The organism is Novosphingobium sp. PhB57 (assembly GCF_004342985.1).
Taxonomy (GTDB): domain Bacteria; phylum Pseudomonadota; class Alphaproteobacteria; order Sphingomonadales; family Sphingomonadaceae; genus Novosphingobium.
In genome coordinates this window covers 108,201-129,048 of sequence record NZ_SMBO01000007.1, presented here as the reverse complement: position 1 = coordinate 129,048, position 20,848 = coordinate 108,201, and the positions used below count along the sequence as shown (strand labels likewise).

Below are 20,848 nucleotides of genomic sequence, written 5' to 3'. Positions count from 1 at the left end.
ATCAAGCGATCAGGCGGCAGCCAGTTCCTGGGTTCCGGCTGGTTCCGGGGTTCCGCCCATCGGGGCGGCGGCGCCGCCCTCGACCAGCGCCTTGTGCAGCACCCGCACCGCCTGGTCGAAAGCCTCGACCGCGACGATGAACTGCACGTCGACATTGCGGATCTGGTGCTGCATCGCGGCCATGCCGATCCCGGCCTCGGCCATCGCCATCAGCGCGCGCGGGACCAGGCCCGGCTCCGCAAGGTCGCTGCCGATCACCGAGACCATCGCCACCGGCTGCACCGTCACGGCGGCGCCGGGCCAGTGCGCCTCGATGTCCGCGACGATGGCGGCCATCTGCGCCGGGCTGGTGCCCGAAAGGTAGTGCGTGATGGTGTTGGCGTTGGAGCTCTTGCTGACGATCCACGCCCCGTGGCGGGTCAGCGCCTCCAGGATCGCGGCGTCGTAGCCCTTCTCGCCGACCATGTCCTGTTCGAACACCTGCAGCGCCTGGACCGAGGCCAGCCCGGTGACGATCTCCACGCGCGGACGGTCGGAAACGTAGTCGCCGCAGATCAGCGTGCCGCCGTCGTGCCGGTCGAACGTGTTGCGCACCCGCAGCGGGATGCCGGACTGGCGCAGGCCCCGCCCGGCCCGCGGGTGGATGGCCTCCATGCCCAGGTTGGCAAGCTGGTCCGCCACGTCGTAGTTGGTGCGCCCGATCTTGCGCGCCACCGTCTCGCCCACCAGGCGCGGATCGGCGCTGGAAAGGTGGAACTCCTTGTGGATGATCGCCTCGCGCGCCTGCGTCAGCACGGCGATGCGCGAGAAGGTCATTTCCGAATAGCCGCGCGCATAGCAGCGCACCATGCCGCCCTCGCAGCCCGCATAACCGGTGACGATGGGCATCTGCTTGGCAAGGTCGATCGGCGCCATGGCCTCGACGATGCGCTCGTCCAGGCTGCGCATGTCCGCGTGGTCCCAGAGCGTCAGGTCGACGAAGACCGCGTTCACGCCCCGGTCGCGCAGCATCAGCGCGGTGGAGTGCGCCGAATGCGCCTCGCCCAGGCCGGCCAGCATCTCGCGCACGGTGGTCATCTGGTCCTTCAGGCAGAAGCGACCATGCGCGCGCAGGCGGTCGAGATCGTCCAGGCAGGTTTCCAGCGCGGCGATGCGCATGGCCACGAAGGCATCCGCTTCCTCCCGGCTGGCGGAGCGCGCGAACATCTCGGCATTGCGGGCCCACATCGCGCCCATCACGTCCGCCAGGGCGGAGCGCCAGGCGCCGGGCACTTCGTTGCGGATGAAATGGGCATGGACGCCGGGCTCGCCCGACTTCTTGTGCTCCAGCAGCAGGTCGGTCATCCCGGCATAGGCCGAGACCACGAAGATCCGGTTGTAGAGGTCCGCGCCCTTGCGGCCGGCGACCAGCACGTTGTCGAACACCGTGGAGGTGGCCGCCATCGAGGTGCCGCCGATCTTCTCGACGGAATGGGTCCGGTTCATGCGGCTTCTCCTTCGAGGATGCCGGAAACCGGCGTGATCGTCTTCACCTCGCGCGCGGCGATGAAGTCCGGACGCGGGGTGGCGGCGGCGAAGGGCGCTTCGAGCCGGTTGCTCACGGCGTTGTAGACCAGGAAGGCATTGGCACGCGGGAAGGGCGTGATGTTGCCGTTGGACCCGTGCATGGTGTTGCAGTCGAACACGATGACCGTCCCCGGCTTGCCGGTGGGCGAGACGATGCCCTGGCGGTGCGCGAGCTGAGCCAGCGTATCTTCATCGGGCACGCCGTATTCCTGCTTGCGCAGCGACGCGCGGTAGTGGTCTTCCGGCGTCTCGCCCACGCAGGCGATGAAGACGTGCTGCGATCCGGGCATGACCATCAGCGGGCCGTTGTGAGGCGTGTTTTCCGCCAGCAGCACCGACATCGACAGCGCGCGCATGCGCGGCATACCGTCCTCGGCGTGCCAGGTCTCGAAGTCGGAGTGCCAGTAGAACTCCTTGCCCTTGAACCCCGGCTTGTAGTTCAGCCGCGACTGATGGATGTAGACCTCGTCGTCCAGCAGGTAGCTGGCGACGCCGGCCAGCCGCGCGTCGGCGGCCAGGCGGCCCATGGTCTCGCTCTGCTCGTGGATCTCGAAGATCGAGCGGATCTCGCGGCTGCCGGGCTCGGCGATGACGGTTTCGTCCTTCAGGCCCGCCGGGTTGCCCAGGAGGCGGCCGGTTTCGGCCTGGAGCGCGGCCATTTCGGCCTCGGAAAACACGTCCTCCAGCACCAGATAGCCGTCACGGTCGAACTGGGCGATCTGCTCGGCGCTGAGCGGCGCGCCGGGCTGCCATTCGCGGCGCGCGACGGGTTCGTCGCGGGGAAAGAGCTGCGGCTGCGCAGCGCAGCGGGTGGGATAATGGTCCTGCATCGTCTGGCCTTCCTCCTCAGTCCGTGAGGGCCGGCTCGCCGGCATCTTCACTGGCGTCGGCGGGATAGGCGCCGCTTTCGTCGTGAACCTCGCGTCCGGTGACGGGCGGGTTGAACACGCAGGCGCAGAGGATGTCCTCGGTGGGCCGCACGATGTGCTTGTCGTTCTGGTTGAGCGCGTACATCACGCCGGCCTTCAGCTCATGAGTCAGACCGGTGCCCAGGTCCTCGATGGTCCCGGCGCCCTTCAGCACCAGCACGGCTTCCAGGTGGTTCTGGTAGTGCATGTGCAGTTCCTCGCCCGCGAACATCGTCGTGACGTGGAACGAGAAGCCCATGCCGTCGTCCTTGAGCAGCAGCCGGTCGGAGTGCCAGCCGTTGGACTCGACGTGGCGGTCGGACTTGCGGATTTCCTTGAGTTGGCGAACGATCATATGGTCAATTCCTGTAAATCTGTGCCTCTAGTTCGAGGCGATCTGGAAGGGTGCTCAGGCAGCGACGCCGAGCGGGCGCTTCACCGGGGCGATCGCCTCGGCCAGCGCGGTTTCCAGGATGTCGAGGCCCGCATTCAGCGTGGCATCGTCGATCACGAGCGGGGCGAGCACCTTGACGATCTCGTCATGCGCGCCGCTGGTCTCGATGATCAGGCCGGCATCGAAGCAGGCGCCGGTGATGCGGGCGGCGATCTCGCCGCTGCCCACGTCGATGCCGCGCATCATGCCGCGCCCGCGGGTCGAGAGGCCATGGCGGTCGGCCATGCGCTCCAGCCGGCCTTCGAGGATGCCGCCGCGGCGGGCGACGTCGTCGGCAAAGGCGGAATCGGCCCAGAATTCGCGCAAGGCCGCCGTGGCGGTGACGAAAGCGTGGTTGTTGCCGCGGAACGTGCCGTTGTGCTCGCCCGGCGCCCAGATATCGAGGTCGGGGCGGATCAGGGTGAGCGCGAAAGGCAGGCCCATGCCCGAAAGCGACTTGGCCAGGGTGACGATATCCGGCGTGAAGCCCATGCCCTCGAAGCTGAAGAAGCCGCCGGTGCGGCCGCAGCCGGCCTGGATGTCGTCGACGATCAGCAGCGCGCCGTGCTTCCTGGCGAGCGCGGCGATCTTGCGCAGCCAGCCGGGGCTGGCGGCGTTGAGGCCGCCTTCGCCCTGCACCGTCTCCACCAGGAAGGCGGCGGGCGCATCGAGACCGCTCGACGGGTCGGACAGGCGCTGTTCCAGCAGGTCCGCGGTATCCACGCCCTCGCCATAGTAGCCGTCGAAAGGCTCGTGGCTGACATGGTTGAGCGGCACGCCCGCGCCGCCGCGCTTGCCGGCATTGCCGGTGCAGGCCAGCGCGCCCAGCGTCATGCCGTGGAAGCCGTTGGTGAAGGCCACCACCATCTCGCGGCCGGTCACCTTTCGCGCCAGCTTGATCGCGGCTTCCACCGCATTGGTGCCGGTCGGCCCGGTGAACATCATGCGATAGTCCAGCCCGCGCGGCTCCAGCACGACATCCTCGAAGGTGCGGAGGAACTCGGTCTTGGCGTCGGTGTGCAGGTCCAGCGCGTGAGTCACGCCGTCACCGGCGATGTAGTCCACCAGCGCGGCCTTGAGCACGGGATGGTTGTGGCCGTAGTTCAGCGAGGAGCAGCCCGAAAGGAAGTCGAGATAGCGGCCGCCCGCATTGTCGTGCATCCATACGCCCTGCGCCTTGCCGAACTGGCGCGGCATGGAGCGGGAATAAGTACGCACGGCAGATTCGCGGCGCTCGTAGATTTTCGTGTCGGGCGCGGCGGCGCTCGGCATGGGCATCTTGGTCATGTCAGGGTTCCCCTGTTCAGGATTGGGCGGACGGCAGGGGCGCGATGCTCGCCTGCCATTCCGTGTCGTGCGCACCGGCAAAGTGCGCGTCGCGCTCGAAGCGCGGCGATTTCGAAAGCTGCGCTCCGTGGCGGCGCGCGAAGGCCGTGAACAGCGCCCAACTGGCGGCATTGTCCACGGTGATGGTGGTGGTCAGCGTGGTGGCGCCGCGCACGGCGGGCCGGGTCAGCAGGGCATCGAGCATGCGTCCTGCCAGTCCCTCGCCGCGGGCCGAGGCTGCCACGGCCACCTGCCACACGAAGAGACGCTCGGGATGTGAAGGCGGGCGATAGCCGGAGACCCAGCCGACGGCCTGCCCATCCCGCTCCGCAAGCACGCAAGTATCGGCAAAATCGCTGCACTGGAGCAGGTTGCAATAGGCCGAGTTGGGATCGAGCGGCGGGGAAGCCGCGATCAGGGCCGTGACGGCGGGGCCGTCTTCGGCAGTGGGGCAACGCAGGCGCAGCGGCGCTTTGGCCACGTCTTCCTGCGGCGCGTTCTCGGGGCCCCCGGAAAGATCCCGGAGGCTTGCCTCGTTCGCATTCAAATCTAAGATTACTTCACCCTCCGAAGCACATCGTTGTGCTTGGCTATTGCCTCATAGTGACTGCGCTTGCGGCGAAACATACTGATTCGGCGCGGCATTGCAACAGTCCACCGGGGGAATGGTTCCAGAGACCCTGCCGTTTCGTGTCACAAATCTTCCATATCCGAAGCATATTCACACTTGGCGCAAAGCCCCGTCAAAGCTAGCTGTCGGGCATGGAATCGGACCTCACGCCAGCGGCGCTGACGGCGCTGCGAAAAATTATCGACGCCGCCGATCTGGATAACCGGAAAATGGCCGCCGCGACCGGTCTTACCCCGTCGCAGGGCCTGGTCCTGCGCCAGATCTGCGGGCACGAATCGATCACCCCCGGTGCGGTCGCCACGGCGCTGCGGTTCGGCCAGGCGACGATCACCAATATCGTCGACCGGCTGGTCGCCGGCGGCCTGGTCACGCGCACCCGCAGCCTGACGGACAAGCGGCAGATGCTGCTGCAGGCGACGGACGAGGGGCGCGAGAAGCTGCGCGCCTCCCCGTTCCCGCTGCAATTGCGCTTCAGCCAGGGCTTCGGCGCGCTGGAGCGGTGGGAGCAGGCCATGCTGCTGGCCGCGCTGGAGCGGCTCGATGCCCTGCTCACCCCCGGCCGGGGCGAAGAGACGCCGCCCCCGGCGCGCTAGGCTCCTTCGCTAGATCCGGAACGTCAGGTAGGCGGCGGCATAGAACAAGTCGCGCCCCGGCTTGAACTTCTCCGAAACATCGCCGTAGATCGTGTAGAAGCCGAGCGTTGTGAAGGGGTTGAGCGCATAGCGCCCGGCCGCCGTGGCACGCTTTCCGAAGAAGCGGGAATCGGTCTCGTCGGCGCGGCGCAGCACTTGCCCGCCCAGCGAATAGACGCCGTCGTGGATCGAGGTGCGCCAGAGGCCTGCCGCCGAGAAGTCGAGCGTCAGCTTCGCGTTCGGCTGGAGCGTCAGCATCGGCTGGAAGATCGTCAGGTTATGCGGCCCGAGGTCGCCGTTGTAAGTGAGCGGCTTGGGGAACAGCGGGCCGTAAGTGCCGGCCTTGCCGTCGCCGGGATTGCGGTCGCCCGAGCCCACGTCCACGCGCAGGGCCAGCTTGGGCTTCCAGCCGCCCTGCCAGCCGTGAGCGATGGTGCCGGTGACGTAATAGGCATCGATGTCGAGGTTCCCGAACGCGCCCCATTGCCGGATGCCCTCCACATCGACGCTCCAGGCATCGGCCTTCCCGGCATAGCGCAGCGAGAGTGTGCGGCGCCGGTCGCGCGCGGCGGGTGCGGTGGCGAAGGACACGCTGGCGCGGTCGGAGGAAACGAACAGCATTTCGGCCCGGCCGGTATGGGTTCCCGCCCCGAAAGTGCGCCCGGCGTGGAGCCCGGTCAGGTCGTAGTCGTGGTTGGTCTCGTCGTCGAAGGTGCCCAGCTTTTCCAGCACCGCGTGGCCGGTGAGGAAGCCGCCGTCCCACGGGCCCATCGTGCCCATCACGCGCAGGAGGTCCAGCGAGCGGCGGGTATTGGCGCCTTCGCGCATGTCGAACACGGTCTGGTTGCCGATGCCGATTTCCTGGCGGCCGAAGCGCGCGGTGATCCGCGCCGTGCCCACCGGCACATGCGCCTCGACGAAGGCCTGGTTGAAGTCCAGCCGGCCCTCCTCGATCGGCGCGACCACGGAATCGAGCCCGGTGCTGGTGGCGTGCTCCAGGTCCACGAAGGCGCGGAACAGGCCCTCGATCTGGAGGTCTCCCCAGACGCGGGTGCGCTGCTGGAAATTGCCGTCGTCGTCCTGCGGACCGCGTCCCCAGCGCTCCCCGATGCGCAGTTCGGGCCGCAGGCGCAGCTCTCCGCCAAGCGAGGCATACGTATTGCCCGCCAGAGGAATGTATTTGATCCGGGTCCAGAGATTGGCGTCGCGCACGGCGCGGAAGCTGGAATAGTCCTCGTCATGGTTGATCGGCTTGAAGGCCGGCTTGGGCGCCTTGGAGCGGTTCGGACTTAGCGGCGGCGCGATCTGGGGCGCGGCGGTCTGCGTTGCGGCTGGCGCCTCGGCGGGTGCTTGCGCCGATACCGGCACGGGTACTTGTGCGGGCACCTGCGCGGTGGCTGCGGTCAGGGCATGCGCCATGATCTGGAACATCGATACTCTCCCGTTTTTTCGTTTGTTCTGAAGGGGGCGACCCAGTCGCAGCCGCTATGTCATCGTCTTGCGGCGAAAGTCTGGAGCACATGCACGGCCAGCCCGAAGACCAGGCCCCAGAAGGCGGAGCCGAGGCCCGCCAGCGTCATGCCCGAGGCGCTGACCGCGAAAGTGACGAGCGCCCCGTCGCGGCCCTGCTCCGCGCGCAGGGCCGTGCTGAGCGAGCCGGAGACGACCGGAAACAGCGCCAGCCCGGCCAGCGCGGCGATCAGGGTCTTGGGCAAAGTGGCGAACAGGGCCAGCACGGTTGCCGCGAAAGCGCCGAAGATCAGGTAGGTCACGCCGCCCGCGATCCCCGCGAGATAGCGCTTCGCCGGATCGGGGTGCGCGTCCGGGCCAAGGCAGATCGCGGCGGTGAAGGCCGCCAGGTTCAGGCCGTGGCAGCCGAACGGGGCCAGCAGGATCGAGCCTATGGCGCTGGCCGCGACGATCGGGCGCGCCGGCGGGGTCTCGTAGCCCGCGGCGCGCAGGACGGCGATGCCGGGAAGGAACTGCCCGGTCAGCGCCACGACCGCCAGCGGCAGGGCGATGCTGGCGGTGGCGGCCCAGTCGAACCGGGGCGTGGTCCAGACCGGCACGGTCAGGCGGGGGGTGCCGATGGTGCCCGAAAGGCCGCCGTCCAGCATGGTCAGCACCACGCCCGTCACCAGTACGGCGACGACGGCATAGCGCGGGGCGAGCACGCGTCCGGCGAAGAAGGCGGTGATCATCGCGATCACCGTGACCGGCGCGGAGGGGACGGCGCCGATCATGTCGATCACGAAGCGGAACAGGATGCCGGCCAGCATGGCGGCGGTGATCGCGGCGGGCAGGCGCTTCATCAGCCGGTCGAACGCGCCCGAAGCGCCTACCGCCAGCACCGCGAGGTTGGCGACGATATAGGCGCCCACGGCCGTGGCGAAATCGGTCTGGGGCAGCATCGTCACCAGCAGCGCCGAACCCGGCGCCGACCACGCCACCACGATCGGCACGCGCCAGCGCCAGCTCAGCACGATGCCCAGCACCCCGCTGCCGATCGAGATCGCCCAGATCCACGAGGCGACGACCGCCGGCTCCAGCCCTTGCGCGGCCTGGAACACGATCACCAGCGGTCCGGCGTAGGATATGGTGGTGGCGATGATCCCGGCGACGATAGCCGGGATCATCGATGTCTGGCCTTGCGCCGGGAGCGTCTCGATGGTGGTGGTCATGATCGTCCGTTCACGCCGCGAGGGCGTAGGCTTCCCGGCTGCGCTGCTGGCGGCGGCTCACCATGTAAAGCGCGGTCGCCAGTACGGAGACGAGGCCCGGAATGGAGAAGGCAAGGAAGTTGAGCGCCATCGGCAGTTCCGCCGCGAGCAGCAGTCCGCCCAGCATCGGCCCCACGATCGCGCCGACCCGGCCCATTCCCGAGGCCCAGCCCAGCCCGGTGGATCGGACGGAGAGGCTGTAGAACTCCGCGACGCTGGCATATAGCAGGATCTGCGTGCCGGTGGTGCCGGCGCCGGCGATGAAGATCAGCAGGTAGAGCACCGGCATGGCGCTGTTCAGGCCGAGCAGGGCGATGCAGAGCGCGCCCAGGGCGAAATAGGCCATGACCACGCGGGGCAGTCCGAAACGATCGGCCAGGCGCCCGCCCATGATCGCGCCGAACATGCCGCCGAAATTGAGGGCCAGCAGGAACGAGAGGCTGGAGCCCAGGCTGTATCCGGCGCTGCGCATCAACTGCGGAAGCCACGAACCCAGCGCGTAGACCATCAGCAGGCAGCAGAAGAAGCACAGCCACATGGACAGCGTGCCCAGCGTGCGGTCATGCCGGAACAGTTCGCCCACCGAGGCGCGTCCCGTGTCGGCCTCGCGGAGGACCAGCGGCGCGCCGGAGGCGGCCTCGGGGGAGAGCTGGCGAAGGATCGCGCGGGCCTTGTCCTGCTCGCCCTTGCGCACCAGGAAGCCGACCGATTCCGGCAGGCCGCGCAGGATCAGCGGAAGCAGCGCCAGCGGCACGGCGGCGGCCAGGAACATCGCCTGCCAGCCGAACCGGGGCAGCAGCCAGATGCCCAGGCCCGCCGCAACCATGCCGCCCACGGCATAGCCGCTGAACATCAGCGCCACGAGCGTGCTGCGCATCCGCCTGGGGGCATATTCGTTGGTAAGCGCAACGGCATTGGGCATCAGCCCGCCGCAGCCCAGGCCCGCAGCGAAGCGCAGCACGCCGAACATCGTCGGCGTCGTCACGAAGCCGTTCAGGAAGGTCGCGGCGCTGAACAGCGTGAAGCAGAGGGTGATGCACTTCTTGCGGCCGATCCGGTCACCCATCGGTCCGAACAGAAGCGCGCCGGACATCATGCCGAACAGCGCCCAGCTTGCCAAAGAACCGGCTTGCGGTGCGGTAAGTTGCCACTGCTCCATCAGCTTGGGCAGCACGACTCCGTAAATGAATACGTCGTAGCCATCGACTATAAGCAGCAATGCGCAGGCTATAATTATCTTGAGGTGCAGATTTCCGAATCTGGCTTCGTCGACAAGACGACTTACATCGATACCTTGCATATCGATTCCTCTCCCATTTCACGTTGTGTGATTTTCCGGGAAAGTGAATGACCTGCAGGGGTTCAACAAATACCGTTTAAGTCCGATGCGAATACGCAGCGGGTATCGCCGGAAACGCGCCGGTCACAATTCCTCGCTCAGCGCGGCGGGCACGTCGTAGCCCCACTGCGCATATTGCCGCGCGATCACCGCGGCCATGAGCGCCAGTTCGGGAGAGCGGTCTCCCGGGCGGTGGCTCATGATGATGGGGGAGGTGGCCGGTTCCACCAGTTCGCGGAAGGCGACATCGTGGCTGCGCGCGCGGCGTACCGATTCCGGGACGATGGCCATGCCTTCCTCCGCCGCGACGAGGCCGATGGCGATCTGCAGTTCGCGCGCCTCGTGCACGATGCGCGGCTCTATCGAATGGTCGCGGAACAGCGAGATCACCTGGTCGGCATAGCTGGGGCGGGGCGCGCGCGGATAGATGATCTGCGGCTCATCGGCCAGGTCGCGCAGCGAGATCGGCCCGCTCCCGTTGGCCAGCGGGTGGTCGACCGGGAAGGCGGCCACGAGTTTCTCGTTGCGCAGGATGATGCGGCGGACCGAAGGGTCCTCGAAGCGGATACGCCCGAAGCCGACATCGATGCGTCCGTCCTTCAGGGCGGCGATCTGGTCCAGCGTGGTGGCTTCCACCATGACCAGTTCCACATTCTCCGCCGCCTTGCGGAATTCGCGGATCAGTTCGGGCAGGCGGGCATAGATGGTGGAGGCGACGAAGCCGATCACCAGCCGCCGCCGCTCGCTGGTGGCGGCGGCCCGCACCATGGCCTCCACGTCCTCCATGCGCGCCAGCACCTGCAGGGCCTGTTCGTGGAGCAGGCGGCCGACGGCGGTGAGCCGCAGCGGGCGCGTGCCGCGATCGAGCAGCGGCGCGCCGACATGCGCCTCCAGCTGCTGGATCGCGCGCGAAAGCGGCGGCTGGGCGATGTGCAGCCGTTCGGCGGCGCGGTTGAAGTTCCCCTCGTCCGCCACGGCCACGAAGTAGCGCAGAAGGCGCACGTCCATCACGATAATATACCTCTCAGGTATAGGCCTGTAACCGCATTGATCTTTGCAGCCGCTGCGACCGAGGCCTAACTTTCCCATCGAAAGCTAAACATTCGGGAGAGTCGCTGCAATGGCCCTGTTGAGCCAAGCTGATACCTTAATCGTCGATGTACCGACGATCCGCCCGCATGTTCTGGCCATGGCCACGATGCATTCGCAGGCGATGGTGATCGTACGCCTGACTGACAGTGACGGCGTAGAGGGCATCGGCGAGGGCACCACCATCGGCGGCCTCAGCTATGGCGAGGAAAGCCCGGAAAGCATCAAGTCCGCCATCGACACCTATATCGTCCCGGTCCTGAAGACCTGCGACATCAGCCGTGTCGGTGCGACGATGGCGAAAGTCGCCAAGTGCGTGCGCGGCAATCACTTTGCCAAGTGCGCGGTGGAAACCGCGCTGCTGGACATGGCGGGCAAGCAGCTGGGCGTGCCGGTCTCTGACCTCATCGGCGGCGGCCGCGTGCGCGACGATATGCCGGTGGCCTGGACGCTCGCCAGCGGCGACACCGCGCGCGACATTGCCGAGGGCGAGGAAATGCTCTCGCTCCGCCGCCACCGCATCTTCAAGCTGAAGATCGGCAAGCGCAGCGTGGAACAGGACGTCGCCCATGTCGGCGCGATCTGCAAGGCGCTGGGTGACCGCGCCAGCGTGCGCGTGGACGTGAACCAGAACTGGAGCGAGGCGCAGGCCAAGCTGGGCATGGCGATGCTTCAGGACGTGGGCTGCGACCTCGTCGAACAGCCCATCGCCGGGGACGACATTGCCGCGATGACCCGCCTTGCCACCACGCGCGGCGTGCCGCTGATGGCGGACGAGGCGCTGCACGGGCCGCGCACCGCGCTGCGCATCGCCTCTGCCGGTGCGGCGGGCGTCTTCGCGCTGAAGATCGCGCAATCGGGCGGTCTGTTCGCCACAGCCGAAGTCGCCGCCATCGGCACGGCGGCAGGGATCGGCCTCTATGGCGGCACGATGCTGGAAGGCGGCGTGGGCACGGCGGCTTCGGCCCACGTCTTCGCCACCGTTCCCGAGCTGGCCTGGGGCACGGAGCTGTTCGGCCCGCTGCTGCAGACCGAGGAAATTCTCACCGAGCCGCTCGGCTATGGGGACTTTTCGCTGAAGGTGCCGACCGGCCCCGGCCTCGGCATCGCGCTCGATCCCGACAAGATCGACTTCTTCCGGCGTGACCGTTCGGGTCCGCGCCTTCACGCCGTAAACGCAGGAGCCTGAGCCATGCTGTTCATGGTCGAAATGGACGTCAACATTCCGCTGGACTTCGATGCCGATGAGGCTGCGAAGATCAAGGCGGCCGAGAAGGCCTATTTCCAGAAGCTCCAGCAGGCGGGCACCTGGCGCCATATCTGGCGCAAGGTCGGGCTCTATTCGAACGTCTCGATCTTCGATGTCGAGAGCAATGCAGCGCTGCACGACACGCTGATGGGCCTGCCGCTCTACCCCTTCATGACCATGAAAATCACGCCGCTCTGCCGGCACCCATCCTCCATCCATGACGACGATCGCTGATCGCCGGAGCCACTGAATACAGTCCTTGGGAGAGAACAAAATGGACGTCAGCTTCGTAAAGACCCCGGAAATCCAGCAGCTGCTCGATCGCGCCGCCGGCGTGAACGAGAGCGGCGGCAGCCCCCGCCTCAAGACGATCATGCGCGACCTTACCGAATCGGTGATGGAGCTGATCGTCCGCCACGACATTTCCGAAAGCGAGTTCTGGCTCGCCATGAAGTACCTTTCGGACAGCGCGGGCGAGATCGGCCTGATCGTGCCGGGCACCGGCCTTGAGCACTTCCTGGACCTCTACATGGACGCCAAAGATGCCGAGGCCGGCCTCTCCGGCGGCACCCCGCGCACCATCGAAGGCCCGCTCTACGTCGCCGGTGCGCCGCTGGTGGAAGGCAATGTGAATCTCTCCGTCGACGAGGACGAGGGCACCACGGTCCTGCACATGACCGGCAGTGTCACCGGCCCGGACGGCGAGGCGGTGGAGAACGCGATCGTCCACGTCTGGCATGCCAATTCGAAGGGCTGGTATTCGCACTTCGATCCCACAGGCGAGCAGACCCCGTTCAACAACCGCCGCCGTATCAAGCTGGGCAAGGACGGGCGCTATGCGTTCCATTCCAAGCAGCCGAGCGGTTACTCGGTGCCGCCGGGCGGATCGACCGACCAGCTGATGCAGGCGCTGGGCCGCCACGGCAATCGCCCCGCCCACGTGCACTTCTTCATCGAGGCGCCGGGCTACCGCACGCTGACGACGCAGATCAACTTCGGCGACGATCCCTTCGCGGCCGACGATTTCGCCTTCGGCACCCGCGCGGGCCTGCTGCCGGTGCCCAGCCGCCAGGGCGACAGCGCCTACATCCAGTTCGACTTCCAGATGCAGCGCGCCGCCGATGCGGACGACGAGCACTTCTCGTCCCGCGCCCGCGCCGAAGCCGAGCCGCAGCCCGAAACAGAAACGGCCTGACCACAGCAAAACGGGAGACAGGATCATGTACGAACACCTCATGCACCGGGTCTCGACCGCCGTGGTCGATGACGTCGAAACCGGAGAGTTCCGCTGCCGCCGGGACGTCTTCACCGATCCGGCGCTGTTCGAGCTGGAAATGAAGTACATCTTCGAAAGCAACTGGGTGTACCTCGCCCACGAAAGCCAGCTTCCGAACAAGAACGATTACTTCACGACCTTCATCGGGCGCACGCCCGTGATCCTGACCCGGGCCAAGGACGGCGCGATCAACGGCGTGGTCAATGCCTGCGCGCATCGCGGCGCCAAGCTGTGCCGCCGCAAGCGGGGCAACCAGCCGTTGTTCGTCTGCCCGTTCCACGGCTGGAGCTTCAAGACCGACGGCAAGCTGCTGCGCGCCAAGGATGCCAGCACCGGCGCCTATCCGGACAGCTTCGACCACGAAGGGTCGCACGACCTCACCAAGGTGCGCGTCGAAAGCTATCGCGGCTTCGTGTTCGGATCGCTGAACCATGACGTTGTGCCGCTGGAAGACCATCTGGGCGAGGCGAAAGTCATCATCGACCAGATGGTCGATCAGGCGCCCGAGGGGCTGGAAGTGCTGACCGGCAATTCCACCTACACCTTCGACGGCAACTGGAAGATGCAGATGGAGAACGGCTGCGACGGCTATCACGTCAGCTCCGTTCACGAAAACTACCAGTCCACCATGGGCCGCCGCGCCGAGGGCGGCACCAAGGCGGTGGACGCCAACGGTTGGTCCAAGGCGCCCGCCAGCGGCGTCTACGGCTTCGAGCATGGGCACATCCTGCTCTGGACGCAGGTGATCAATCCGGAGGTCCGGCCGATCTGGAACCACAAGCCGGAACTCGACGCACGGTTGGGTGAGGATCGGGCGAAGTTCATCATCGAGCAGACGCGCAATCTGGCGCTCTATCCCAACGTGTTCCTGATGGACCAGTTCTCGACGCAGATCCGCGTCGTCCGCCCGATCGACGTGCACACCACCGAAGTGACGATCTACTGCTACGCCCCCAAGGGCGAGAGCGCCGAGGACCGCGCCCACCGCATCCGCCAGTACGAGGATTTCTTCAACGTCACCGGCATGGGCACGCCCGACGATCTGGAGGAGTTCCGCTCCTGCCAGAAGGCCTACGAAGGCGCGGGCGAGCTGTGGAATGACCTCAGCCGCGGCGCCACCCGCTGGATCCACGGCGCGGATGCAAACGCCAAGGCCATGGGCATGAACCCGCTGCTTTCCAGCGAGCGCAGCGAGGACGAGGGGCTGTTCGTCCGCCAGCACGAGTTCTGGGCGCAGATCATGCTCGACGGTCTGGCCAAGGACGCGGCCGATCAGCCGCCGATGATGGAGGCGGCGGAATGAGCACGCTCGATATGACCCGTGAGGCCCTTTCCTACCGCGACATCTGCGCCTTCCTCTACCGCGAGGCGCGCCTGCTGGACGATCGCCGGTTCGACGAGTGGCTGGAATGCTATTCGCCGCAAGTCGAATACTGGATGCCCGCCTGGACCGACGACGATGAACTGTGCTCTGACCCGCAGACCGAAATCTCGCTGATCTACTACGCCAATCGGCAGGGTCTGGAAGACCGCGTCTACCGCCTGAACACCGAGCGCTCCTCCGCCTCCACGCCCGAGCCGCGCTCGGCGCATTTCATCGGCAATGTCGAAGTGCTGGAGAGCCGGGAAGGGCAGGTGGACCTGCGCTACAACTGGCACACGCTCAGCCACCGCTACCAGCAGACGCAGCAGTTCTTCGGGACCACGTTCCTGACGCTGGATACTGCGGATGAGACGCCGTTGATCCTGAAGAAGAAGATCGTCCTGAAGGACGACTACATTCATCAGGTCATCGACATCTACCACGTCTGAGGAGGTGGATATGTCGGTTCACTCACTCTCTTCGCGATCGTCCTCCTCCCAACCTTCGTCATTGCGAGGAGGCGAAGCCGACGCGGCAATCCAGAGCGGCGCAAAACCGCCCCTGGATTGCTTCGCTACGCTCGCAATGACGAAGGGTGCGGTGTCATGATCTTCGCAGGACGTTTCGCAGGCAAAGTCATGGTCGTGACCGGCGCGGCGCAGGGCATCGGGGCCGGTGTCGCGGCCCGCGCCGCTGCCGAGGGCGCGAGCGTGGTTCTGGTCGACCGCGCCGAATTCGTGACCGAAGTCGAACAGGCCATCGTCGCCGAGGGCGGAAAAGCAATCTCCATCTGCTGCGACCTTGAGACCTACGAAGGCGCGGCGGTGGCGATGGCCAAGGCCGTGGAAGCTTTCGGTCGCATCGACATCCTCATCAACAATGTCGGCGGCGCGATCCGGATGCGGCCCTATGCCGAGTTCGAGCCTGCGCAGATCGACGCGGAAATCCGCCGCTCGCTGATGCCGACGCTCTATTGCTGCCACGCGGTGCTGCCGACCATGCTGGAGCAGGGCGCGGGCACGATCGTGAACTTGTCCTCCAACGCCACGCGCGGCATTCGCCGGGTGCCCTATTCGGCGGCGAAGGGCGGGATCAACGGCCTCACCCAGAGCCTTGCGATGGAATATGCGGAAAGCGGCATTCGTGTCGTGGCGACGGCACCGGGCGGCACCAGCGCTCCGCCCCGCCGTGTCGCCCGGAACGCCGAAGGCGACAGCGCGCAGGAGCAGGCGTGGATGGCCGAGGCGGTCGCGCAAGTGACCGATTCCGCCTTCCTGAAACGCTACGGAACCCTTGAGGAGCAGATCGCCCCGATCCTGTTCCTCGCCTCGGACGAGGCCAGCTACGTGACCGGCACCGTATTGCCCGTCGCGGGCGGCGACCTCGGTTAAGGAGACACGCGATGTCGAAAATCTACGACAGCCCCCGCAGCGCTCTCGATGGCCTGCTGTTCGACGGCATGACCATCATGTCCGGCGGGTTCGGCCTCTCGGGCAATCCCGAGAGCCTGATCCCCGAAGTGCGCGCGGCGGGTGTGAAGGACCTCACGGTCATTTCCAACAACGCGGGCGCGGACGGGTTCGGCCTGTGGATGCTGCTGGAAAGCCGCCAGATCCGGAAGATGATCTCCTCCTACGTGGGTGAGAACAAGCTGTTCGAAAGCCAGTACCTCTCGGGCGAACTCGAACTCGAACTGAACCCGCAGGGCACGCTGGCCGAGCGTATCCGCGCAGGCGGCGCGGGGATTCCGGCGTTCTACACCAAGACGGGCGTGGGCACCGTGGTCGCCGAAGGCAAACCGGTCGAGGTGTTCGAGGGCGAGGAATACGTGCGCGAAACCTGGCTGCGCGCGGACCTGTCGATCATCAAGGCCTGGCGCGCGGACGAGGAGGGCAACCTCCAGTTCCGCAAGACCGCGCGCAACTTCAACCCGAACATGGCGACGGCGGGCAAGGTCACCGTGGCCGAGGTCGAGGAAATCGTCCCCGCCGGCACCTTCGATCCCGACTGCATCCACACCCCCGGCATCTACGTCGACCGCGTGGTGCTTTCGACCATCAACGAGAAGCGCATCGAGAAGCGCACTATTCGGGAAAGGGAGGTCGCCTGACATGGCTTGGACCCGCGATGAAATGGCCGCCCGCGCCGCGAAGGAACTGCGCGATGGGTACTATGTGAACCTGGGCATCGGCATCCCGACGCTGGTGGCAAACCATGTGCCGACCGGCATCAAGGTCACGCTCCAGAGCGAGAACGGCATGCTGGGCATCGGCCCGTTCCCCTATGACGACGAAGTCGATCCCGACCTCATCAACGCCGGCAAGCAGACGATCACCGCGCTGCCCACTTCCAGCTTCTTCTCCAGCGCAGACAGCTTCGCGATGATCCGCGGCGGCCATATCGACATGGCCGTGCTGGGCGCGATGGAAGTCTCGGCCGAGGGCGATCTCGCCAACTGGACGATCCCGGGCAAGATGGTGAAGGGCATGGGCGGGGCGATGGACCTCGTCGCGGGCGTGAAGCGCGTGGTCGTGGTCATGGACCATGTCTCGAAGAATGGCGCGCCCAAGATCCTGCCGCAATGCAGCCTGCCGCTGACCGGCAAGGCCTGCGTGGACCTGATCGTCACCGACCTTGCCGTGATCGCCGTGGACCGCATTCGCGGCGGACTGACGCTGGTCGAACTCGCCCCCGGCGTCACCGAAGCGGAAGTCGCCGAGAAGACCGGTGCGCCGCTGGCCCTGCCGGAAGCGGCGTAAGACAGGACTGTTCCGTGCCTAGACTGATCGTCGTCGACCGTTCGGGAGACGAAACCGCCATCCATGCCGAAGAGGGCCGCTCCGTGATGGAAGCGATCCGCGACAACGGCTTCGATGAACTGCTGGCGCTCTGCGGGGGCTGCTGCTCCTGCGCCACCTGCCACGTCTTCGTCGACGAGGACTGGACCGCCGCGACCGGAGCCATGTCCGAGGATGAGAACGACCTGCTCGATTCCTCCGACCATCGCGGCGCCCGGTCGCGCCTGTCTTGCCAGATCGCCATGACCGCCGCGCTTGACGGGCTGCGTGTCGCCATCGCCCCGGAGGATTGACCCATGGCCTTCACTCACGTTCCCGGCGCCAGCCTCTACTGGAAGCGCGACGGCCGCGACCACGCGCCGGCACTGGTGCTGCTCAATTCCATCGGCACGGACATGGACTTGTGGGACGCGGTCCTGCCGCACTTGCAGGACCGTTTCGCGCTGCTGCGCATCGACACCCGCGGTCACGGCGCTTCGGTGGCGGAGCCGGGTGACTTTTCGATGGCACGACTGGCCGAAGACGTGCTGGCGGTGGCCGACGCCGCCGGGATCGCGCGCTTTTCGCTGGCGGGCGTGTCGCTGGGCGGCATGATCGGCATGGAGCTGGCCCTGCGCGCGCCGCAGCGGCTGGAAAAGCTGGCGCTCGTCTGCACTTCCGCCACAATGGACAGCGCCTCGTGGAACGACCGCATCGGCACCGTGCGCGCCGAAGGCATGGCCGCCATCGCCGACCTCGCCATGGGCCGCTTCCTCTCGGACGCCGCCGCGCCCGCACCGTTCGAAAGCGTGCGTCGCCAGCTCCTCGGTATGGACCCGCAAGGTTACGCCGGTTGCGGCGCGGCGATCCGCGACATGGACCTGGCCCCGCGCATCCCCGCCATCGTCGCGCCCACCCTGGTCGTCACCGGCACGCGCGACAGCTCCACGCCTTTCGCCGGGCACGGCGAGCACCTCGTCCAGAGCATTCCCGGCGCGGCGCATGTCTCGCTCGAAGCTGCTCATCTTGCCCCCCTGGAAGCGCCCGAGGCGCTGGCAGGGGCACTCGCCTCGTTCCTGGAAAGCTGAAGATCATGGCCGAAGCCTTCATCTGCGACGCCGTGCGCACCCCTATCGGCAAGCTGAACGGCTCGCTTGCCGCCGTGCGCGCCGACGACCTTGCCGCGCTGCCGCTCAAGGCGCTGATGGCGCGCAACCCGGATGCCGACTGGGGCGCGATAGACGATGTGATCCTGGGCTGCGCCAACCAGGCGGGCGAGGACAACCGCAACCTGGCGCGCATGGCCGTGCTGCTGGCCGGGATGCCCGAAGGCGTGCCCGGCGTGACCGTCAACCGGCTGTGCGCCTCGGGCCTCAATGCGCTGGGCATGGCGGCGCAGGCGATCCGCGGCGGCGATGCGGACTTTCTCATTGCCGGGGGCGCCGAGAGCATGACCCGGGCGCCCTATGTCATGGGCAAGGCCGGCAGCGCTTTCGGCCGCGACCAGAAGATCGAGGACACCACGCTGGGCTGGCGCTTCGTCAATCCGGCGATGAAGGCGGCTTACGGCGTCGACACGATGCCGCAGACCGGCGAGAACGTGGCCGAGCAGTGGCAGGTGAGCCGCGAGGAGCAGGACCGCTTCGCCCTCGCCAGCCAGGAAAAGGCCGCGCGCGCGCAGGCCGATGGCAGGTTCGCCGCCGAGATCGTTCCGGTATCGGTCCCGCAGCGCAAGGGCGATCCGGTGATCTTCGCGCAGGACGAGCACCTCCGCGCCACCAGCCTCGAAGCGCTGGCGAAGCTCAAGCCGGTAGTGAAGGCGGACGGCACCGTGACGGCGGGCAATGCCTCGGGCCTCAACGACGGCGCGGCGGCCATGCTGGTCGCCAGCGCGGAGGCGGCGAAACGCCACGGCCTCGTCCCGCGCGCCCGCGTGGTCGGCATGGCGGCCGCGGGCATCGCCCCGCGCATCATGGGTGCAGGCCCGATCGAGGCGGCGCGCAAGGTGCTGGCGCGTCATGCGCTGGGCGTGGACGACCTTGACGTGATCGAGCTGAACGAGGCTTTCGCCAGCCAGGCCATCGCCACCTTGCGCGATCTCGGCATCGATCCCGGCGACCCGCGCGTCAATCCCAACGGCGGCGCCATCGCACTGGGCCATCCCCTGGGGATGTCCGGCGCGCGTATCGCGCTTTCGGCGGTGGAGGAACTGCATCGCACCGGCGGCCGCTTGGCGCTGGCCTTCATGTGCATCGGCGTCGGGCAGGGCCTGGCCGTGCTGCTGGAGCGCGTGTGACCATGGCGGAGCGTGCAGACGTCGTTATCGTGGGAGCCGGGCACGGCGGTGCGCAATGCGCGATCGCCCTTCGCCAGAACGGTTTCGAGGGGACCATCACCGTCATTGGCCGCGAGCCGGAGCATCCTTACGAGCGGCCGCCGCTCTCCAAGGAATATTTCGCGCGGGAGAAGACCTTCGACCGTCTCTACATCCGCCCGCCGACGTTCTGGGCCGAGAAGGAGATCACCTTCAAGCTCGGCACCGAAGTGACCAAAGTCGATCCGGCGGCGCAGGAACTCGCGCTCTCGGACGGTGAGACTTACGGCTACGGCAAGCTGGTCTGGGCGACGGGCGGCGATCCGCGCCGGCTGTCGTGCTCGGGCGCGGATCTGGCCGGGGTCCATGCCGTGCGCACCCGCGAGGATTGCGACACGCTGATGGCCGAAATCGATGCGGGCACGAAGAACGTGGTCGTGATCGGCGGCGGCTACATCGGCCTCGAAGCGGCGGCAGTGCTCTCGAAGATGGGCCTCAAGGTCACGCTGCTGGAAGCGCTGCCGCGTGTGCTGGCGCGCGTGGCAGGGGAGCCGCTCTCGGAATTCTACCAAGACGAGCACCGGACGCACGGCGTCGATCTGCGCACGGGCGTCGCGGTCGATTGCCTGGTGGGCGATGGCCACAAGGTCACCGGCGTGCAGCTTGCCGGCGGCGAGGTCCTGGGCGCCGAGGCGGTGATCGTGGGCATCGGCATCGTCCCGGCGGTCGGGCCGCTGATCCTGGCCGGCGCGGCCGGAGCCAACGGCGTGGACGTGGACGAATATTGCCGCACTTCGCTGCCGGACATCTATGCCATCGGCGACTGCGCGGCTTTCGCCTGCGACTTTGCGGGCGCCACGGTGATGCGCGTGGAATCGGTGCAGAACGCCAACGACATGGCGACGTGCGTGGCCAAGGTGATCTGCGGCGATGCCAAGCCCTACAAGGCGTTTCCGTGGTTCTGGTCCAACCAGTACGACTTGCGGCTGCAGACGGCGGGCATCAACCTGGGCTTCGACCAGACGGTGATCCGCGGCAATCCCGAGGACCGCAGCTTCTCGGTGATCTACCTCAAGGAAGGCAAAGTCCTGGCGCTCGACTGCGTGAACGCGGTGAAGGACTACGTCCAGGGCCGCAAGCTGGTGGAAGCGGGCGCCTTGCCGAATGTGGACCGCCTTGCCGATGCGGGTGTGCCGCTCAAGGAACTGCTCGCCGGGTGAACGCC

Annotated in this window: 22 protein-coding genes; 13 read left to right on the top strand and 9 right to left on the bottom strand. The window is 67.0% G+C overall.

The features are described 5' to 3' along the window. Positions 1 to 9 precede the first annotated feature (9 nt). The 5 genes from EDF58_RS20440 to ectA are packed head-to-tail and all read right to left on the bottom strand — an operon-like array spanning position 10 to position 4,693. Complete coding sequence (locus tag EDF58_RS20440; protein ID WP_132268931.1) at positions 10 to 1,485, bottom strand: aspartate kinase; 1,476 nt, start codon at positions 1,483 to 1,485, stop codon at positions 10 to 12. Then, positions 1,482 to 2,396: an ectoine hydroxylase gene (gene thpD, locus EDF58_RS20435; protein WP_132268929.1), complete on the bottom strand. Its 915-nt coding sequence runs from the start codon at positions 2,394 to 2,396 to the stop codon at positions 1,482 to 1,484. The genes EDF58_RS20440 and thpD overlap by 4 nt, the downstream gene beginning before the upstream one ends. Before the next feature lie 16 nt (positions 2,397 to 2,412). Beyond that, on the bottom strand, positions 2,413 to 2,829 hold the full coding sequence (locus EDF58_RS20430) for an ectoine synthase (RefSeq protein ID WP_132268927.1): 417 nt from the start codon (positions 2,827 to 2,829) through the stop codon (positions 2,413 to 2,415). Positions 2,830 to 2,883: 54 nt separating this feature from the next. Next, on the bottom strand, positions 2,884 to 4,194 hold the full coding sequence (gene ectB, locus EDF58_RS20425; protein ID WP_132268926.1) for a diaminobutyrate--2-oxoglutarate transaminase: 1,311 nt from the start codon (positions 4,192 to 4,194) through the stop codon (positions 2,884 to 2,886). A 16-nt stretch (positions 4,195 to 4,210) separates the two neighbouring features. Continuing rightward, positions 4,211 to 4,693 carry a diaminobutyrate acetyltransferase gene (gene ectA / locus EDF58_RS20420; RefSeq protein WP_207913073.1) on the bottom strand — a complete coding sequence of 161 codons (483 nt, stop codon included), beginning with the start codon at positions 4,691 to 4,693 and terminating at the stop codon, positions 4,211 to 4,213. Between the two features lie 302 nt (positions 4,694 to 4,995). Here ectA and EDF58_RS20415 point away from each other — a divergent pair, with 302 nt between their 5' ends. Then, positions 4,996 to 5,457, top strand: coding sequence for a MarR family transcriptional regulator (locus EDF58_RS20415; protein ID WP_132268924.1), 462 nt, complete (start codon positions 4,996 to 4,998; stop codon positions 5,455 to 5,457). A 9-nt stretch (positions 5,458 to 5,466) separates the two neighbouring features. Here the strand turns inward: EDF58_RS20415 and EDF58_RS20410 are convergent, their stop codons facing one another. The 4 genes from EDF58_RS20410 to EDF58_RS20395 all read right to left on the bottom strand — a co-directional run bounded on the left by EDF58_RS20410 (position 5,467) and on the right by EDF58_RS20395 (position 10,563). Further along, positions 5,467 to 6,927 (bottom strand): alginate export family protein, encoded by a 1,461-nt coding sequence (locus EDF58_RS20410; protein WP_132268922.1) that lies wholly within the window; start codon positions 6,925 to 6,927, stop codon positions 5,467 to 5,469. Between the two features lie 59 nt (positions 6,928 to 6,986). Next, positions 6,987 to 8,177 (bottom strand): benzoate/H(+) symporter BenE family transporter, encoded by a 1,191-nt coding sequence (locus tag EDF58_RS20405; RefSeq protein WP_243654402.1) that lies wholly within the window; start codon positions 8,175 to 8,177, stop codon positions 6,987 to 6,989. Positions 8,178 to 8,187: 10 nt separating this feature from the next. Then, positions 8,188 to 9,435, bottom strand: a complete 1,248-nt coding sequence (locus tag EDF58_RS20400) for an MFS transporter (protein ID WP_243654401.1) — start codon at positions 9,433 to 9,435, stop codon at positions 8,188 to 8,190. A 204-nt stretch (positions 9,436 to 9,639) separates the two neighbouring features. Further along, the gene (locus EDF58_RS20395; protein ID WP_132268978.1) at positions 9,640 to 10,563 is read right to left on the bottom strand and encodes a LysR family transcriptional regulator; all 924 of its coding nucleotides are present in this window, start codon (positions 10,561 to 10,563) and stop codon (positions 9,640 to 9,642) included. A 112-nt stretch (positions 10,564 to 10,675) separates the two neighbouring features. Here EDF58_RS20395 and EDF58_RS20390 point away from each other — a divergent pair, with 112 nt between their 5' ends. The 12 genes from EDF58_RS20390 to EDF58_RS20335 all read left to right on the top strand — a co-directional run bounded on the left by EDF58_RS20390 (position 10,676) and on the right by EDF58_RS20335 (position 20,843). After that, positions 10,676 to 11,833: a muconate/chloromuconate family cycloisomerase gene (locus EDF58_RS20390; RefSeq protein WP_132268919.1), complete on the top strand. Its 1,158-nt coding sequence runs from the start codon at positions 10,676 to 10,678 to the stop codon at positions 11,831 to 11,833. A 3-nt stretch (positions 11,834 to 11,836) separates the two neighbouring features. Continuing rightward, positions 11,837 to 12,127: a muconolactone Delta-isomerase gene (gene catC / locus EDF58_RS20385; RefSeq protein ID WP_132268917.1), complete on the top strand. Its 291-nt coding sequence runs from the start codon at positions 11,837 to 11,839 to the stop codon at positions 12,125 to 12,127. A 40-nt stretch (positions 12,128 to 12,167) separates the two neighbouring features. Beyond that, entirely contained in the window at positions 12,168 to 13,088 is a 921-nt protein-coding gene (locus EDF58_RS20380; protein ID WP_132268915.1) for a dioxygenase, read from the top strand. Between the two features lie 25 nt (positions 13,089 to 13,113). Then, positions 13,114 to 14,472, top strand: a complete 1,359-nt coding sequence (locus EDF58_RS20375; RefSeq protein ID WP_132268914.1) for a Rieske 2Fe-2S domain-containing protein — start codon at positions 13,114 to 13,116, stop codon at positions 14,470 to 14,472. After that, on the top strand, positions 14,469 to 14,981 hold the full coding sequence (gene benB / locus EDF58_RS20370; protein WP_132268912.1) for a benzoate 1,2-dioxygenase small subunit: 513 nt from the start codon (positions 14,469 to 14,471) through the stop codon (positions 14,979 to 14,981). The genes EDF58_RS20375 and benB overlap by 4 nt, the downstream gene beginning before the upstream one ends. Before the next feature lie 156 nt (positions 14,982 to 15,137). Then, positions 15,138 to 15,923 carry a benzoate diol dehydrogenase BenD gene (gene benD / locus EDF58_RS20365; protein ID WP_132268910.1) on the top strand — a complete coding sequence of 262 codons (786 nt, stop codon included), beginning with the start codon at positions 15,138 to 15,140 and terminating at the stop codon, positions 15,921 to 15,923. An 11-nt stretch (positions 15,924 to 15,934) separates the two neighbouring features. Continuing rightward, positions 15,935 to 16,642: a CoA transferase subunit A gene (locus tag EDF58_RS20360; protein WP_132268909.1), complete on the top strand. Its 708-nt coding sequence runs from the start codon at positions 15,935 to 15,937 to the stop codon at positions 16,640 to 16,642. Position 16,643: 1 nt separating this feature from the next. Next, the gene (locus EDF58_RS20355; RefSeq protein WP_132268907.1) at positions 16,644 to 17,291 is read left to right on the top strand and encodes a 3-oxoacid CoA-transferase subunit B; all 648 of its coding nucleotides are present in this window, start codon (positions 16,644 to 16,646) and stop codon (positions 17,289 to 17,291) included. Between the two features lie 14 nt (positions 17,292 to 17,305). Further along, on the top strand, positions 17,306 to 17,623 hold the full coding sequence (locus tag EDF58_RS20350) for a 2Fe-2S iron-sulfur cluster-binding protein (protein ID WP_132268905.1): 318 nt from the start codon (positions 17,306 to 17,308) through the stop codon (positions 17,621 to 17,623). A gap of 3 nt (positions 17,624 to 17,626) precedes the next feature. Further along, positions 17,627 to 18,397 carry a 3-oxoadipate enol-lactonase gene (pcaD, locus tag EDF58_RS20345; protein ID WP_132268904.1) on the top strand — a complete coding sequence of 257 codons (771 nt, stop codon included), beginning with the start codon at positions 17,627 to 17,629 and terminating at the stop codon, positions 18,395 to 18,397. Positions 18,398 to 18,402: 5 nt separating this feature from the next. Continuing rightward, a complete protein-coding gene (gene pcaF, locus EDF58_RS20340) occupies positions 18,403 to 19,605 on the top strand; it encodes a 3-oxoadipyl-CoA thiolase (protein ID WP_132268902.1) in 1,203 nt (400 codons plus the stop codon). Between the two features lie 2 nt (positions 19,606 to 19,607). Beyond that, positions 19,608 to 20,843 (top strand): FAD-dependent oxidoreductase, encoded by a 1,236-nt coding sequence (locus EDF58_RS20335; RefSeq protein ID WP_132268900.1) that lies wholly within the window; start codon positions 19,608 to 19,610, stop codon positions 20,841 to 20,843. The last annotated feature ends 5 nt before the right edge of the window (positions 20,844 to 20,848 follow it).

What these genes read in the sequence shown, in the direction of transcription:
- EDF58_RS20440 (WP_132268931.1), bottom strand. Translation starts at nt 1,485, where the DNA reads ATGAACCGGACCCATTCCGTCGAGAAGATCGGCGGCACCTCGATGGCG.
- thpD (WP_132268929.1), bottom strand. Translation starts at nt 2,396, where the DNA reads ATGCAGGACCATTATCCCACCCGCTGCGCTGCGCAGCCGCAGCTCTTT.
- EDF58_RS20430 (WP_132268927.1), bottom strand. Translation starts at nt 2,829, where the DNA reads ATGATCGTTCGCCAACTCAAGGAAATCCGCAAGTCCGACCGCCACGTC.
- ectB (WP_132268926.1), bottom strand. Translation starts at nt 4,194, where the DNA reads ATGACCAAGATGCCCATGCCGAGCGCCGCCGCGCCCGACACGAAAATC.
- EDF58_RS20415 (WP_132268924.1), top strand. Translation starts at nt 4,996, where the DNA reads ATGGAATCGGACCTCACGCCAGCGGCGCTGACGGCGCTGCGAAAAATT.
- EDF58_RS20410 (WP_132268922.1), bottom strand. Translation starts at nt 6,927, where the DNA reads ATGTTCCAGATCATGGCGCATGCCCTGACCGCAGCCACCGCGCAGGTG.
- EDF58_RS20405 (WP_243654402.1), bottom strand. Translation starts at nt 8,177, where the DNA reads ATGACCACCACCATCGAGACGCTCCCGGCGCAAGGCCAGACATCGATG.
- EDF58_RS20395 (WP_132268978.1), bottom strand. Translation starts at nt 10,563, where the DNA reads ATGGACGTGCGCCTTCTGCGCTACTTCGTGGCCGTGGCGGACGAGGGG.
- EDF58_RS20390 (WP_132268919.1), top strand. Translation starts at nt 10,676, where the DNA reads ATGGCCCTGTTGAGCCAAGCTGATACCTTAATCGTCGATGTACCGACG.
- catC (WP_132268917.1), top strand. Translation starts at nt 11,837, where the DNA reads ATGCTGTTCATGGTCGAAATGGACGTCAACATTCCGCTGGACTTCGAT.
- EDF58_RS20380 (WP_132268915.1), top strand. Translation starts at nt 12,168, where the DNA reads ATGGACGTCAGCTTCGTAAAGACCCCGGAAATCCAGCAGCTGCTCGAT.
- EDF58_RS20375 (WP_132268914.1), top strand. Translation starts at nt 13,114, where the DNA reads ATGTACGAACACCTCATGCACCGGGTCTCGACCGCCGTGGTCGATGAC.
- benB (WP_132268912.1), top strand. Translation starts at nt 14,469, where the DNA reads ATGAGCACGCTCGATATGACCCGTGAGGCCCTTTCCTACCGCGACATC.
- benD (WP_132268910.1), top strand. Translation starts at nt 15,138, where the DNA reads ATGATCTTCGCAGGACGTTTCGCAGGCAAAGTCATGGTCGTGACCGGC.
- EDF58_RS20360 (WP_132268909.1), top strand. Translation starts at nt 15,935, where the DNA reads ATGTCGAAAATCTACGACAGCCCCCGCAGCGCTCTCGATGGCCTGCTG.
- EDF58_RS20355 (WP_132268907.1), top strand. Translation starts at nt 16,644, where the DNA reads ATGGCTTGGACCCGCGATGAAATGGCCGCCCGCGCCGCGAAGGAACTG.
- pcaD (WP_132268904.1), top strand. Translation starts at nt 17,627, where the DNA reads ATGGCCTTCACTCACGTTCCCGGCGCCAGCCTCTACTGGAAGCGCGAC.
- pcaF (WP_132268902.1), top strand. Translation starts at nt 18,403, where the DNA reads ATGGCCGAAGCCTTCATCTGCGACGCCGTGCGCACCCCTATCGGCAAG.
- EDF58_RS20335 (WP_132268900.1), top strand. Translation starts at nt 19,608, where the DNA reads ATGGCGGAGCGTGCAGACGTCGTTATCGTGGGAGCCGGGCACGGCGGT.